Annotated in this window: 16 protein-coding genes; 15 read left to right on the forward strand and 1 reads right to left on the reverse strand. The window is 38.9% G+C overall.

Going from position 1 to position 15,676, the window contains the following annotated elements; genetic code table 11:
• Positions 1-197: 197 nt before the first annotated feature.
• The 9 genes from VEHSUH06_RS03265 to VEHSUH06_RS03305 all read left to right on the forward strand — a co-directional run bounded on the left by VEHSUH06_RS03265 (position 198) and on the right by VEHSUH06_RS03305 (position 7,978).
• Entirely contained in the window at positions 198-1,283 is a 1,086-nt protein-coding gene (locus VEHSUH06_RS03265) for a hypothetical protein (RefSeq protein ID WP_105097745.1), read from the forward strand.
• Positions 1,284-1,285: 2 nt separating this feature from the next.
• The gene (locus VEHSUH06_RS03270; protein WP_105097746.1) at positions 1,286-2,461 is read left to right on the forward strand and encodes an MBL fold metallo-hydrolase; all 1,176 of its coding nucleotides are present in this window, start codon (positions 1,286-1,288) and stop codon (positions 2,459-2,461) included.
• Positions 2,462-2,768: 307 nt separating this feature from the next.
• Positions 2,769-3,950 (forward strand): multidrug effflux MFS transporter, encoded by a 1,182-nt coding sequence (locus VEHSUH06_RS03275; RefSeq protein ID WP_105097747.1) that lies wholly within the window; start codon positions 2,769-2,771, stop codon positions 3,948-3,950.
• 141 nt (positions 3,951-4,091) lie between these two features.
• Positions 4,092-4,376 (forward strand): 30S ribosomal protein S6, encoded by a 285-nt coding sequence (rpsF, locus tag VEHSUH06_RS03280; RefSeq protein ID WP_004693799.1) that lies wholly within the window; start codon positions 4,092-4,094, stop codon positions 4,374-4,376.
• A 19-nt stretch (positions 4,377-4,395) separates the two neighbouring features.
• Positions 4,396-4,794, forward strand: coding sequence for a single-stranded DNA-binding protein (locus tag VEHSUH06_RS03285; protein WP_004693797.1), 399 nt, complete (start codon positions 4,396-4,398; stop codon positions 4,792-4,794).
• A gap of 39 nt (positions 4,795-4,833) precedes the next feature.
• Complete coding sequence (gene rpsR / locus VEHSUH06_RS03290) at positions 4,834-5,064, forward strand: 30S ribosomal protein S18 (RefSeq protein WP_004697977.1); 231 nt, start codon at positions 4,834-4,836, stop codon at positions 5,062-5,064.
• Between the two features lie 418 nt (positions 5,065-5,482).
• Entirely contained in the window at positions 5,483-6,346 is an 864-nt protein-coding gene (locus VEHSUH06_RS03295) for a substrate-binding domain-containing protein (RefSeq protein ID WP_105097748.1), read from the forward strand.
• Entirely contained in the window at positions 6,339-7,145 is an 807-nt protein-coding gene (locus VEHSUH06_RS03300; protein WP_105097749.1) for a 4Fe-4S binding protein, read from the forward strand. Before VEHSUH06_RS03295 ends, VEHSUH06_RS03300 begins: the two co-directional genes overlap by 8 nt.
• Positions 7,146-7,147: 2 nt before the next feature.
• Positions 7,148-7,978 (forward strand): radical SAM protein, encoded by an 831-nt coding sequence (locus tag VEHSUH06_RS03305; RefSeq protein WP_105097750.1) that lies wholly within the window; start codon positions 7,148-7,150, stop codon positions 7,976-7,978.
• Between the two features lie 154 nt (positions 7,979-8,132).
• Here the strand turns inward: VEHSUH06_RS03305 and VEHSUH06_RS03310 are convergent, their stop codons facing one another.
• Positions 8,133-9,290 carry an aminotransferase class V-fold PLP-dependent enzyme gene (locus VEHSUH06_RS03310; RefSeq protein ID WP_105097751.1) on the reverse strand — a complete coding sequence of 386 codons (1,158 nt, stop codon included), beginning with the start codon at positions 9,288-9,290 and terminating at the stop codon, positions 8,133-8,135.
• 120 nt (positions 9,291-9,410) lie between these two features.
• Between VEHSUH06_RS03310 and yedE the strand changes: the two genes are divergently transcribed.
• The 6 genes from yedE to uraA all read left to right on the forward strand — a co-directional run bounded on the left by yedE (position 9,411) and on the right by uraA (position 15,450).
• On the forward strand, positions 9,411-10,472 hold the full coding sequence (gene yedE / locus VEHSUH06_RS03315; RefSeq protein ID WP_105097752.1) for a YedE family putative selenium transporter: 1,062 nt from the start codon (positions 9,411-9,413) through the stop codon (positions 10,470-10,472).
• A 17-nt stretch (positions 10,473-10,489) separates the two neighbouring features.
• Entirely contained in the window at positions 10,490-10,738 is a 249-nt protein-coding gene (locus VEHSUH06_RS03320) for a DUF3343 domain-containing protein (protein ID WP_105097753.1), read from the forward strand.
• Between the two features lie 464 nt (positions 10,739-11,202).
• Positions 11,203-11,889, forward strand: a complete 687-nt coding sequence (locus VEHSUH06_RS03325) for a carboxymuconolactone decarboxylase family protein (protein ID WP_009351854.1) — start codon at positions 11,203-11,205, stop codon at positions 11,887-11,889.
• A gap of 162 nt (positions 11,890-12,051) precedes the next feature.
• On the forward strand, positions 12,052-12,711 hold the full coding sequence (gene trmB / locus VEHSUH06_RS03330; protein ID WP_009352075.1) for a tRNA (guanosine(46)-N7)-methyltransferase TrmB: 660 nt from the start codon (positions 12,052-12,054) through the stop codon (positions 12,709-12,711).
• 1 nt (position 12,712) lies between these two features.
• A complete protein-coding gene (locus VEHSUH06_RS03335) occupies positions 12,713-14,056 on the forward strand; it encodes an FtsW/RodA/SpoVE family cell cycle protein (RefSeq protein WP_105097754.1) in 1,344 nt (447 codons plus the stop codon).
• Positions 14,057-14,166: 110 nt separating this feature from the next.
• A complete protein-coding gene (gene uraA / locus VEHSUH06_RS03340) occupies positions 14,167-15,450 on the forward strand; it encodes a uracil permease (RefSeq protein WP_105081451.1) in 1,284 nt (427 codons plus the stop codon).
• The last annotated feature ends 226 nt before the right edge of the window (positions 15,451-15,676 follow it).

A 15,676-nucleotide genomic window follows, 5' to 3' on the forward strand; every position in this document is an offset into this window, starting at 1 on the left:
AATGTAACTCTCTTTTACTATAGTAAAGGAGAAAAGGAAATATTGCAATAACTTTCTATAGAATTTATTAAAGGGATTCGTTATAGGACCCTTTAATTAAAAAAATGTTTTTATGTGGCAAAAAATACATATAAGATTTGGTATAATTTAAATGAAGAAAAAGTGAAGTTTGTAGTGTGTTTTATAAGGAGAATATCATGAAACAAAATTTATTTTCGGAATGGGTAGATAATGTTTTTGGAGGTTTTGAGTATTTCTTAGAAAGTGTTAATGGGGCTCCATTGTCAGCTGATATGTGGGCGCCTTTTTATGAGAACGGTCCAGAAGGTTTTTATCGCGACTCTATTCTAAATTCTTTAGGGGATAGTGCAATGGGTAAAACACCACTGGCTATGACTGAATGGATAGCAGCACAGCTTCTTTATCCTATTAAGACTAAGGGGCAAGAAGAATATAAACGACCTATAGATTTTTGGGATGAGCTTAAACCTTTAAGAAATAAGTCATATTTTACAGTTGATCATAACAAGAAAAAGTGTTTTAAGTTATATTCTGGAAAAATAGGCAGTAGAAATGAAGAGAATCTTGCTAAGCTTTTATATTTAAATGACTTTATTCCTAGTTTGGGCAATATTATTGATTACCAAGTTTCTTTAAAAGGGAAACAATCTGATAAAATTGGTAAAATTGATTTAGTGGGGTATTCAGAAGAAAATAGACGATTTTCTTTAATTGAATTAAAATATCATCCTGCTGGTAGTCATGAAACTTTACTTAGATGTGTATTAGAGATTTATACATATTATAAATTTTTAGATAAAGAACGATTTATAAGTGACTATATTGAGAATTATCCCCATAATTTAAAAGGGCATGCATCTGATAGAGATGAATTGGCTTTTGATTCTAATGCTAAATTTGAACTTATTATTTTGTTTGATGGTGGTGCTCAAGATATTTCTGAATATGCTAATGATGAGCAAACTCCTTTGTTACCACTAAATATTTATTACCCAAATCAAGCGACTTACTCAAAACAATTCATAGAGTTTATGGAGATGAAAGGAAACTTAGGTCAGGATTACTTATATATGCTCTGTAAAGAGATTGCTAGTAAAGAAGATATTATTTTCAGATTTTGTAAATTAGCACGTTCAGAGGATAGTACTAATGAAAAATTTGAAGCAGTTCAATTTATGGAAGATAAAGAAAAAATCATTCCTGTAGATTTTGATTGGCATATAGGCAAATATTATATCCAAGAACAGTTTATTATCGATTAAATATGAAGATTGAAATACACCGTGGCACTCATCAAATTGGTGGTAGTGCCATAGAAATTAGTACAGCATCTACCCGCATTATACTGGATTTTGGTAACGAATTGAGTCTAGATGAAAAGTACACACCTATAAATTTAGATATAGACGGTGTTACAAAAGGGTTACCAGATTGTGATGGTATTGTGATTTCACATTATCATATGGATCATTTAGGACAACTAACCTCTGCACTACCAGAAATACCATTATATATGGGTGAATTAAGCAAGGAAATCGCACTAATAGGTGCTGAATATCAAGATAGATGCTTATACTTGAGCTTATTAGGTGCTAATACATTTCGGGGCGGAGATGCCTTTTCTATTGGTGACATACGTATCAGACCTTTAGTTATCGACCATAGTGCTGCGGATAGTTATATGTTTGTCATTGAAGCGGAAGGTAAACATGTCTTATATACAGGTGATTTCCGGATGCATGGGTTGCGTCATCACATATTAGACCAATTAGTTAACACATATATAGGTGAGGTTGATGTATTAATTACAGAGGGGACTTCTTTGTCTAGAGACGCAGATAAATACATATCTGAAGCCGCAGTATTAGACGATATTTCTTCATATATTCAAGATGGGAAATATGTTTTTATTATGTGCTCCTCTACGAATATTGACCGTATTATGGGAATTTGGCAGAATATGCCAACTGATAAAGTTTTAATTTGTGATGCTTATCAGAAAAGAATATTAGACACTGTGATTAATAATGTATATTATGAAAGCTCTTTGTATCGTAGACATGATAGCCCACTAGTTCTTAGTAAAGGACCGTATCCTAAATATTATATGGATCATGGGTTTGTATCCTTGGTAAGAGGAACAGAAAGTTTTATTTCTCAAATTAAAGAATTTCCTAAAGATGATGTACGTATCATATATTCCATGTGGACAGGATATATTGAAGAAAACCTAGCATTGAAAACTTTGTTAGAGACCTACCCAACCTATATATGTCATGCCAGTGGTCATGTGTCTAAAGATGATTTGATTAAGTTTATAGAACTAGTTAATCCCGATGCTATTATTCCGGTTCATACTGATAATCCTGAGAGATTAGAGGAATTAGTACCTCATAGAAATGTGTATATCGTTAATGATAATGAGCCATTTATCATATAAATTTTTTAAGAAATTCTGTTTATGTTGTATAATAAATGAAAAGAGAGCCATCAACGCGTGGTGGCGTTAGGCTCATCTTATAAATAGTTTTAAGAGAATAGCCTAGCGTGCGAGTATTTTGAATACTCTGTTGCGTTAGGCTTTTACTTTTACTCTACTTTTGGCGTAGTATTTTACTACGCTTTTTTTGTTAGAATTATAAAAAAAATATATATCCATATGTATATTTTTGATATAATGAATATATATTAAGTATAGTGCGGTTTATATGATAGTTCATATAGTTGAATATGGAAGTGGTGACTGTATGCATACGGTTAGCAATAAAAGTTGGCTTTTTATTTCTATATTAAGTGCTTTGATGGCGTTTACGTCGTTATCGACGGACATTTATTTGCCCGCCATGCCTGCCATGGGGCGGGATCTAAATGGTGATGCGGAGCTTACGATTACGGGGTTCTTAATCGGGTTCTCTTTGGCTCAGCTCTTTTGGGGCGCCGTCAGTGATAAGATTGGTCGGAAGAAACCTCTCATAATAGGGCTAGTTTTGTTTATTATAGGCTCTGTAGGCTGTGCGCTAAGTTCATCGATGATTGAACTGTTGGCATGGCGCGTATTCCAAGCTTTTGGAGCTTGTGTAGGGCCCATGTTATCGCGAGCCATCATTCGAGATCTGTATGGACGGACTGAGGCGGCAAAGATGTTGTCTACACTGGCTATCGTAATGGCTATAGCACCCATAGCGGGCCCTTTGTTTGCCGGTCATTTGCTTGCGTGGTATACGTGGCATGCTATATTTTGGCTATTGGTTATTATAGGTGTGTTCATGCTATTGGCCGTTCTATTGTTGCCTGAAACACACCCCAAGGAAAAGCGTAGCCGAAAGGATCTGAGTCATACTTATATCAATTACTGGATCTTATTGCGTAATAAAGAATTTATGAAATACACGCTTTGTGTAAGTTCCTTCTATATTGCTATCTATGCTTTTTTAACTGGTTCACCCTATGTATACATCGATGTATTTGGAGTGCCTACAGAGTATTTTGGTTATTTATTCTCTCTTAATATCATTGGTGTAATGCTCATGAGTGCCGTCAATCGGCGCATTGTAAGTGCCATACGCCTCGATAAGTTATTGCGCTATACTACCATGTTTGCAGCCATATGTGTAACGATTGTTATGATTTTAATGTTTATGGGCGAACACTCTTTATGGCTTATTGTAATCGGCAGTTTCTTATTCTTCTCTATGAATGGTGTTATTGCAGCAGTTACCAATGCGTTAGCTTTAGAACGGGCTGGTAAGATGGCTGGCTCTGGTGCAGCTTTACTAGGGGCGATGCAATATGGTAGTGGTATTATTTCATCTTTGATGTTAACATTCTTACCAAATGATTCGGCATATCCTATGATGTCTGTTATTGCCATCTTTGTTATTATTTGTGCTATTCTAGCATTCCCTAGAGATAAACGATACGACCATTAATAATTGTGAAAGCAAGAACTCAAAATGGGTTCTTGCTTTCATCGTTTTTTTAGGTTATAATAGTAAGGCTTATTGATGGTAAGCACTTCCTACCCCTATGTGTCGATAGGGGCATTAGTCCGAAAGAGGAGGTGATTTTGTATGAACAAATACGAAGTCATGTTTATTGTGAAACCAGCTGAAGAAGAAGCAACTAACGCTGTTATTGAAAAAGTAGAAGCTTTAATTGCTCGTGTAGGCGGCACAGTAGAAAAGGTAGATCGTTGGGGCAAGCGTCGTCTTGCTTACGCTGTGAAGAAATTCACTGACGGTTTCTATGTATTGATCAACTTTGAAGCAGCACCTGCTGAAATCAAAGAAATCGATCGTGTATTGAAAATCAACGATGAAGTCCTAAGACATCTAATTGTTAAACACGAAGCATAATTAAAGCCTGGAGGAAAACATGAACTCTGTACAAATTCTAGGTAATTTAGCTCGTGATCCTGAAGTACGTTACACTAAAACAGGTCGTGCGGTAGCAACTTTCACAGTAGCTGCAACTAACACCTATATTGATTCCACAACAAATGAGACGAAAGAGCAAACTGCTTTCATCAACTGCGTTGCATGGGGCAAACTTGGTGAAGCGGCAGGCAATCTTCGTAAAGGCAGTCGTTGCTTTGTAGAAGGTCGTTTGCAAACTCGTTCTTACGAGACTCAGGACGGTCAAAAACGGTACGTTACTGAAGTGGTAGCGAACTTTGTGGGCCAATCCCTTGATATGAATACTAATTCTTTCGAAGGTGGTTCTAATTTTGATAGTTTCAGTACAGGCGGCGATGACGAAAACATCCCGTTCTAGTGTCAGGGACTCCTACTAATTCGAAAAGGAGGATTCGCAATGAGAAGAGATAGAGGCAGAAAGCCAAGAAGAAAAGTATGCGTTTTCTGTGCAGACCATATCGATCAAATCGACTATAAAGATGTTGCTAAACTTCGTCGTTTCACGACTGAACGCGGCAAAATCTTACCTCGTCGTATTTCCGGTACTTGCGCAAAACATCAACGCAAATTGACTACAGCTATCAAACGTGCACGTGCAATCGCTTTATTGCCATTCACTGCTGAATAATTGATGAATCAAGGCGGTATAACCATTTGGTTGTACCGCCTTTTTGCGTTCTTTTGGCAATAGTGTCTTATAGTGCATTTAAATCTTAAAGAGCAATGAGTTCTGTAAAGAGTCTAAATATAGTCTATAGAGCTGATTGTTCTTGCTGGCTATGCACTAAACACATAGTGGGATGTTAGCTTCATTAAATCTAAAAAAAATAGCATATTCATCGTATGCAATAAATATTCAATAAAATAGATATGGAGAGAATATCTTAAAATTTTATAATAATACCTTTAAAAACAGTATTTACATGACTAATCTATATAAATAAATTAATTAAACTTATGCATATCATCGTTAAAGCTTATGATTTTTATACTATAATGTGAGTATATGATTAGTACTGTAAAGTTCAGTGAAAGGTGGTAAGTACATGGGATTTTTGAAAAAGGATATATCCCGTCGCCAGTTTATTGGTGGTGCTTTAGCTTTAGCAGCCGCATCAGCGGTGCCGTCGTTTATACGAGGCGCTTACAAGCCAACACAGTCTGACTCATTACAAGTGTGGACTTGTGGCGGTTTGTCGGAAGCGTTCCTTGATTTAAACCAAGTTTATACGATGCACACGGGGCACAATATTCAGTATACTGGTGCCTTTGCAGGGGCTATTGGTAAATCCTTGTTAGCTGAGAAAAGTCGCACAGAAGTCTTTGGGGCTCGCGGTTTAGATCTAGCGAAAAATATGCGCAAAAAAGGCGTAAGTATGGCTTTTGAACCATTATGTTTTACGGATTACGTTATCGTTACACCTAAGGGGAATCCCGCAGGGATTCGGGACTTGAAGGATATGGCAGAGCCTGGTGTACGCGTTATGTTACCCTTGGGGGCATCGCCTCCTGGTAGTGCATCTGTAAAGGGGATTATGAAATTATCCGGTTTAACCGATGGCATTATGAAAAACATGATAGCCGAAAATGCTTGTGTAATCTCCATGATGTGTGACCTTGTAGAAGGTAAAGCCGATGTATCCATCATTGAAAAACGCCTTACCACACATGATCGGTTCAAGGATCGTATAGAGTACTTCTCTATACCTGCACAATTTGTGCCACCTGCACCGCTCACTTTCACTATTAATACAATGAAATATGTACAAGATCGTGCGTTGGCTGCCGATTATATTGAATTTACACGGTCTCAAGAAGGACAACAAATCTTAGAAAATCACGGATTCACATCCGTTCATAGTGCGAGAGGTCTCGATTTGATAGAAAGGTTTGGTGTAAAAGATGTGTAATCAATGTCCGTCATCTACCACCTGTGGAACTCAAGTTAGTTCTGGTGTATCTGGAAAACAAGCCCCTAAGAATTTAACCCTTTGGCGTCGGATCGTACAGTTTATTTTCCTCTTTATTATGGGGAAATGGGTATACTATGGTGTATTCCGTTGTCCTTACATTGTTCCCTTTGTGAATTGTGAAAGTTGCTCTATCATTTCTTGCTGGGGGCGTATCACGACGTACTTTTATGCGTGGTGGATTATCTTGCCGATTATGGTCGTATTATTTGGACGTGCTTTCTGTAGCTGGTTCTGTCCAAGTGGTTGGGTTAACCAAATGCTAGGAAAAATATCTATGGGACCACTAAGAAATCGTAAAAAGTATATGCAGTTCCTTCAACTTGGCATGGTAGCAACTATAATTTTAGGGCTCGTAGTATATTTTAAATTTGGTAATCCCCGCGTTATGATCCCAATTCGGACGAGCGATGAATATTTTAATGCTGTCATTTTATCTATGCAGTTCTCCGAATGGTATTGGGCGGCTCGGACTATAACGGTCGTTTCTATTATTGCTGGTTCCCTTATTATCGCCAATGCTTGGTGCCGCTTTGTATGTCCTTTTGGGGGCGTTATGGAGTTGCTTCGCAAAATTTCTATTTTTAGAATTTTTAAAACAAATGATTGCGATAACTGTGATGCGTGCTTGCGCGTATGTGAAATGGGAACACGACCAAATGAAATGAATTGCACCAACTGTGGTGATTGTTTACATGTTTGCCATAAAGATGCTATTAGATTTGGCCGGAAAGGTTAATTATGAAAGAAATTCAAGGACAAAGTTTCCTACAAAATCATCCTTGTTACAACAAGGCAGCTTCTGCTAATTGGGGGCGTTTACATTTACCAGTAGCGCCAAATTGTAATATTCAATGTAATTATTGTAATCGTAAGTACGACTGTGCCAATGAAAATAGACCGGGCGTGACGCAGCATGTCTATACGCCACAAGAGGCAGCTGCCTTTGTGCGCAAGGTGTTTGATGCTCGTCAGGATATCTCTGTAGTAGGTATTGCAGGGCCTGGAGATCCTATGTGTGATGCAGACAAGACGCTAGAAACCTTCCGCCTCGTAAAAAAAGATTTCCCCCATGTCATGCTTTGTTTATCTAGTAATGGCTTAGCAGTGCCTGATTATGTTAATGAAATTGCTGACTTAGGAATTACTCATGTAACGATTACGGCGAATGCTATTGATCCTGAGATTGCAAAACAAGTATATTCCATGGTTCGCTATGAGGGTAATATCTACAAGGGAATCGATGGGGCACGTATTTTATTAGAACGTCAGGCTGAAAGTATCCGAAAGTTAAAGGAAAAGAATATCATTGTTAAGATTAACACCGTGGTAGTGCCTGATGTAAATATGGACCATGTACCAGCTATCGCTAAACAAGCGGAAGCATGGGGTGTCGATTTGATGAACTGCATTGCTATGATTCCAGTTCATAATACGGCATTTGAAAACCATAGGGGACCGACCTCTGAAGAAATCGATAATATGCGTCAATTTATTGGTCACTATGTGCCGCAAATGACACACTGCAAACGCTGCAGAGCTGATGCTATCGGTCGTTTGTGTGAAGCATAAGTGGACTCGATATTCTAACTGCTGTAGTCTAAGCCTTATATGATTATTAGCTTTTAGGCTAGAAATAACTTTCATAACAAGTAAGTAATAAAATGTTTATGTTATAAGAAAAAGGCTATATACTCAAGGTATATAGCCTTAACAGTGATATCTATTATTTAGAGCTCTTTACGATTGTATTTAGAGCCGATAATGCAGATTCCACATCTTTATGTGTGTTGGCATAGCCAAAGGAGAAGCGTACGGTTCCTTCTGGATAGGTTCTTAGCGTTTGGTGTGCTCGCGGGGCACAGTGGAGACCAACACGCGTCATGATATGATAGGTGGATTCTAGTTCGTAAGCAATATTCGCCGGGTCCATACCATCAATTGTGATGGATACGACGGCAGTTCTATCTTGGATATTCTGCTTACCAACGATGTTAATACCATCTATTGATTGCAATCCTTCGAGGAAGGCTTGTGTTAACGCTAGCTCATGGTTATGAATATTTTCCATTCCTTGTGACTCAATATAGGCGAGGCCTTCATTGAGTCCAATGATGCCAGGTAGATTCAACGTACCTGATTCAAAGGCGTCGGGCATATGGGTAGGCATGGTTTCTAAATGTGAGAAGCTGCCTGTACCACCAGCAATAAGAGGGGTTAAGTTTTGAGCCATTTCTTTGGTCAATATAATGCCACCAATACCTTGAGGTCCCAATAAGCCTTTATGACCTGTAAAGCAAAGGGCATCAATATGACATGCTTTCACATCAATAGGAATAACACCTGCCGTTTGGGCTGCGTCTACAATAAATTGTAGATTATGAGCCTTGCAGATCGGGCCAATTGATTCGAGCGGTTGGATGGTTCCACATACATTGGATGCGTGATTGATAATTAGGGCTACTGTGTTAGGACGAATTAATGGCTCGATAGAGTCCATTTGGATCGATCCTGTGGAGTCGCATGGAATAGTATCAAAGGTAATGCCTTTATCTAGCAGTTGGGTAAGCGGTCTCATGACTGCATTATGCTCCATTGAGCTAACGAGCACATGATCACCTGCTTTCAATAGGCCCTTGATGACCATGTTTAAGCTCATTGTCACATTTTGTGTAAAGATGACATGTGCTGGATCATGGCCGTTGAATAAGGGATGTAGTCGTTGTCTTGTTGTATAGATAATATCCTCTACATCGTAGGCGAGGGCATAGGAGCCACGATTGATATTGATACCCCGGTTCGTTATATAGTCGGACATAGCGGTGGCGACTGTTGGTGCTTTGGGAAACGTGGTGCTCGCATTATCTAAATAGATATAGTTCATTGGTAATCTCCATGAATAATAAGATGTATTTATGGTTATTATATCATGAGTAGTATGCTTGATAAGGTAGGAGCATATGCTCATATAGTTTTAGTGTAGTTAGTTTGAAAGGAGTTTATTATGAGTGGGTCTCATGAAAAACGAAATTTAATTATTGCAGGCCTTATTATTGGTGCTATTGCAGGATTCCTCGTATTAGCTGGAAATCCAGGTAATATGGGCTTTTGTATTGCGTGCTTTGTTCGCGATACTGTCGGTGGTCTAGGTCTACATCGTGCCGCACCGGTACAGTACATTCGCCCAGAAATTATCGGTCTTATATTAGGGGCTTATGTATTGTCCATGATTCGTGGCGAACACCAAAGTAAAGGTGGTTCATCCCCAATTATTCGTTTTATTCTCGGCTTCTTTGTTATGATCGGTGCTTTGATGTTCCTTGGCTGTCCAATTCGTATGATTTTGCGTCTTGGCGGCGGTGATTTAAATGCTTTGTTCGGCATTGCTGGCTTTGCAGGTGGTATTGGATTTGGTACTATTTTCTTAAAACGGGGCTACTCCTTACAACGTACCTATGCGTTGAGCAAATTAGAATCTGCTATGATGCCGGCTATTCAGGTTGGGTTATTAGTACTAGTAGTAGCGGCTCCCGCATTTATCTTCTTTAGCCAAAAAGGTCCTGGCGCAATGCATGCTCCATGGCTCATTTCTTTGACGGCAGGCCTCGTAGTAGGTGGCTTATCTCAAGTTAGCCGACTTTGTACGGTTGGTGGCTTCCGCGATTTATTCTTGTTTAAAAAATCTATTCTTATCTTTGGCTATTTAGCAGTTCTCATTGGTGTATTCGTTGTAAATATTAGTTTTGGTAATTTCCATCTTGGCTTTGAAAACCAACCGATTGCACATACAGATGGATTGTGGAACTTCCTAGGTATGGCGCTTGCAGGTTTCTGTAGCGTATTGCTTGGTGGTTGTCCATTACGTCAATTGATTATGACGGGTGAAGGTAACTCTGACTCTGCTGTAACAGTACTTGGTCTTGCGGCTGGTGCAGCATTTGCTCATAATTTCGGTTTAGCTGCCTCTGGTGCAGGCCCTACATTAAATGGTCAAATCGCAGTCGGTGTTGGCTTTGCAGTGGCTCTTATCATTGCTATCCTTAATACAAAACGAGCAAATGCGTAGATTAGAAATGAGTGATTATGAAATATATTGCAACATTTTACTCTCACTTTGGCGCGATTCGCTTCAAGCGTGAAGCCCCTGAAGGGGTAACCAATATAGAACTCCGTCCAGTGCCGCGCGATTTGAGTTCCTCTTGTGGGACGAGTGCATCCTTTGATGCTAGTGAAAGCTTTACTTTTACAGAAGATCCAACAGAGGAGATTGAACAAATCGTAGCTGTTACAGAGGGTAGCTATAAAACTATATATGAAAGTCCAAATAAATAACTTTGAAATACAGATTTTGCATTATATTTAATGTAAGATTTTGTTATTTAGCCAATGATGTGTAATTTATGGTACATAAAAGTGGATATTCCTTTTGGGATATCTACTTTTTTGGTTTATACATAAAAAAATGTGTATCTATATTTTGGTAATTGATTGTTAAAAATTGATGCCGATAAGTTTTAGTTTGCTAAATTATTAATTAATTGATATCTTTGATGAGCCCAGTAATCATGTACGCTCGTCCATTCTTAAGGAGCAGTAATGATTCTATAAATTTTATAAATATATAAAACTTGTTAAAAAAATATAGATTTTTTTCGAATAGGACTATAAAAAATAGATGAAGTATTATATAATAATATCTACAGTATGTATTACAGTAGAATAAAATTGTTGTTAATGTATTCGTTTAATACAGTATTATACAATTAGTATTAATGATTAAGGGAGATTATAAGACGTTGAAAAGAGTATTAACCTTAACATTAGCCTTGGCCATCGTAGCCGGTGGCTATATGTTCGAGGCTAATGGGGCGGGAGAGCAGCCTTCTAAACAGGCACCGTCTATATCTGAGATAAACATATATACGCCTAAAGAACTCAATGCACGTCAAAAAGACTTGGTTGAAATTGGTCGCTATACAGCGTCTGGAGATCAAGGTGCATTAAAGAGTACAATTGCTTCTGCTATCGAGCGAGGTACGTTGACGCCGCAAGAGGTGAGTATTGCGATTCGTCAACTTTACTCTGCTGCTGGTTTGAAGCAAATGAATGCAGCTTTGGCTACATTTGATCAATTACGTGAAGAGCGTCCTGAGTTTGGCGCTGATTACGAAAAAATGGTTCCTAAGCAAACAGGTCTTAGTGCTTTATTGGGGAATGGCACTAATGGGGCTGCTTTAACAAAGCAGAAGACTGAAGAAGCTAAGGAAGGGGTTCAATATAATACGTTCCGTATGAAAAAGCCTAAACCTCAAAATCGTAATCGTTCTCGTCTAGGTAAATTAGACCGTGAATTGGTAGCGGCAGCAGCATTAGGTACTCGAGTTGGTAAAAATAATCTATTCAGTGCATCTGAAAAGAGTTTATCTGAGCTTGGCCTAAGTAAATATCAAATTGAAAATCTAGAATCTATGATTTTTGAATAAAATATAGACCTACTTCTTTGGAAGTAGGTCTTTTTTATAGGGGAGAGGAGGGAAATGTAATTGACGTTTAAGGTCCCCTTTTCTATAATTAATAGGATAGGTATATGGCCTGTAATAATAGATATAAATAATACATTATTGAAATAGATGTAAGGAGAAAGTATGCGCCTTCGTAGAAAACCGTGGATTGATGAAGCTATCCACGAATATGATTCTCATATCATTTTGTCTGGACATGAAGAACACAAAGGCAAATGGCGTGAGTTATTTGCTCATCCAGAGCGTCCATTATATATGGAGCTTGGTACTGGGAAAGGCCGCTTTATTGCGGGCATGTCTGAAGCATATCCAGATGCTAACTTTGTAGGTTTCGAAGTACAACTTGGCGTTATTTATTACGCAGCACAAAAAATCTTTGAAGGGGAACGCGACAATGCTAAGGTATGTCTCTTTGATATTGCAGGTATTGAAGAGGTTGTAGAACCTGGCGAAGTAGACCGCTTCTATATTAACTTCTGTGATCCATGGCCTAAAGCAAAACATGCTAAACGCCGCCTTACATATCACACATTCCTAGACCGTTATGCCCGTCTCTTAAAAGATGGTGGCGAAGTGCACTTCAAGACAGATAATGAAGGTTTATTTATGTTCTCTCTTGAAGAGTTTAAAGAATGCGGCTGGGAGCTTAAAAATGTAACATACGATTTACATAGTACGGATCTTCCAAATGTTAAAACTGAATACGAAGAGAAATTTAGTAAAAAAGGGCAACCTATTTTCCGCTTAGAAGCAGTTAAGCCAAAAGTACAAAAGGAGGCTTAATATGGAAACACCGAATAAGGGGGATAGTCGGTGGGGCTCACTCTTTAGAAATGATTTACAAGGTATGCTCTTGCCTATAGTACTCATTACTATTATTGGCAGTGTCAATATCTTTAGTGCCACCTATATCAGCTCTATTTATGAAAATACAGGGCTTTTAGGCTATTTCTGGAAACATATTGTCTTTTTGTTAATCTCATTGGCAGCAGGCATTATTTTATACCGCTATGACTATCGACAATTACAGAAGGATCATATGTTGCAACGCATTATGCTTGCTACGCTTGTTGGGTTAGTATTAGTACTCATCATGGGTGCCGTTATCAATGGTGCTCGTCGATGGATCTTAATCGGGCCTATATCTGTACAGCCTTCTGAGTTTGCTAAATTGGCGGCTCTTATATGGACTTCTGCTAAGTTGAGTAGCTTAAGAAAATGGGGTAAACCTCGACATACGAATCCGCTGATTAATATGAAAGGCTATTTTGGTGAGCGCATCAGTTATATGTTTCCTATGTTGAGTTGGCCAGCAGTATTTGCAGGGTTAACATTCTTTCAACCTGACTTGGGGACAACGATACTAATCTTTGGATTTTCCTTTATTCTGATTTATTTAGCCGGATTTGATGGAAAATTCTTTGGTGGTGCCTTTGCAGTAGCAGGTTTACTAGGCTTTATTGCGGCTCGTTCGTCGCCGTACCGGTGGGAGCGTATTCAATCTTGGTTTGACCCATGGCCTCATGCGCAAGATATGGGTTACCAAACTGTACAAGGTTTGTTAGCCGTTGGTTCTGGTGGCTTCCTAGGGGAAGGCTTTATGCAAGGTACATCCAAGTACTTTTATTTACCAGAAGCACATACAGACTTCGCTTTTGCTGTGTGGGCTCAAGAAATGGGGTTCCTTGGGGCTGTATTTGTTGTTATCTTGGTAGCAGCTTTCACCTACTATGGATTCCGAATTGCCAATAAGGCCCGAGATGAATTTGGTAAATGGCTAGCTATGGGCATTACCTTGCTCATTAGTGGTCAAGCCTTATTTAACATCGCCATGGTGTGTGGCATTATGCCTGTAACGGGTGTGCCATTACCATTTGTTAGTTATGGTGGTTCCTCTTTATTGATGAACTTTATGGCCATTGGTTTATTAGCGAGCATTGGCCGTCGTAATGTGGAAGGTGTAAAGCAGATCGGTACAATTGAGGATTTACCATCCTTACGTGAGGAAACGCAAAGCCGATTCAAACCGGCTGCTCCCAAAACTCCTAAAAAAACGGAAATGCCTGGTCCTTTTAGACCGAAAACGGCTAAAAAGCCAACTCGTAGACGACCTAGGTCTGAACGTTGATATTTAACTTATGTAGTATAAGGTGAATATATTTAGTGTGGATTTATATAGCATCTCTTAAGAGGTGCTGTATAAATACAACGTATTTCTATTGTGTGTGAGGAGAAAAGATGAAGGATTATATTGATATCCAAGAACGCCCGTCCTGGGGTCGAATGTTGCCACTTAGTTTTCAACATTTATTCGCTATGTTTGGTTCTACTGTATTGGTACCTTATTTACTGAAAGTAGATCCAGCTACGGCATTATTTATGAATGGTATTGGTACATTACTATACTTATTCGTGTGTAAAGGTAAAATTCCAGCTTACCTCGGCTCTAGCTTCGCCTTTATCGCTCCTGTAGCAGGCGTGTTATCTGCAGGTCTTGGCTATGAAGCTGCAAAGGGTGCCTTCGTTATATTTGGTCTTTCCTTTGTGATTTTATCTATTCTTGTTCGTTATATTGGTACTCGTTGGATCGATAAGTTATTCCCTCCAGCAGCGATGGGGGCTATCGTAGCTATTATCGGTTTGGAATTAGCGCCAGTAGCGATGAGTATGTCTGGCCTTATTGGTACTCAAGATTTAGGCATGAGCCACAGTCAAGCTATTTTTATCTCAATGTTTTCCTTGGTTGTTACCTTGCTTGGTACTGTTGTGTTCCGTGGCTTCTTAGCTGTAATCCCTGTTTTGATTGGCGTTGTTTCCGGATATATCTTGTCTGCCTTCATGGGCGTTGTTGACTTCTCTAGTGTAGAAGCAGCTCCATGGTTCTCTTTGCCGCAATTCTACGGCATGCCTGTATTCGATATCAATGCGATCATCATGATTATGCCAGCTCTCTTCGTTGTATTTGCAGAGCACGTTGGTCATTTGGTTGTAACTAGTAACATCGTTGCTAAAGACTTGATGAAAGAGCCAGGCTTACAACGTTCCTTGCTCGGTGATGGCCTCGCTAATATCCTTTCTGGTTTCTTCGGTGCTACACCAAATACGACATACGGTGAAAATATCGGTGTACTTGCTATCACTCGTTGCTTCAGCGTATGGGTAATCGGTGGTGCTGCAGTTCTTGCGATGATTGTTTCCTTCGTAGGTAAGGTTGCAGCTCTGATCCATGCTATTCCAGTACCAGTTATGGGTGGCGTATCCATTCTCTTGTTCGGTATCATCGCAGCATCTGGTTTGCGCATGTTAGTAGAACGTAAAGTAGACTACACAAACCCTGTTAACATGATTCTTACATCTGTTATCCTCGTTGTAGGTCTTAGCGGTGCAGAACTTGCGGTGGGGCCTGTAGTATTAAAAGGTATGGGCCTTGCCACTGTAGTAGGTATGGCGATGAGCATTACGTTGTTGATTCTTCAAAAAACAGGCGTTGGTAATGACCAATTGAAAAATACTGAAGTATAATTCAAGTTGCTAGTGAGGCTATCATATAAATCGTTGCGTTTATAAGCCCAATTTGTTTTTACTCCTTATAATAAACGACTACTAGATCAGATGTATATCTGTGAAAGTAGTCGTTTTTAGTTTAGGAAAAACTATGAAAATTATTATGGGATAGAAGTGGAGAGATAAAAAGCTATAAGCGTTGCTTACATTTATTAAAAAGACTTGACATAATTCGTTTACAATA

Source organism: Veillonella sp. S13053-19, assembly GCF_002959835.1.
Classification (GTDB): domain Bacteria; phylum Bacillota; class Negativicutes; order Veillonellales; family Veillonellaceae; genus Veillonella; species Veillonella rogosae.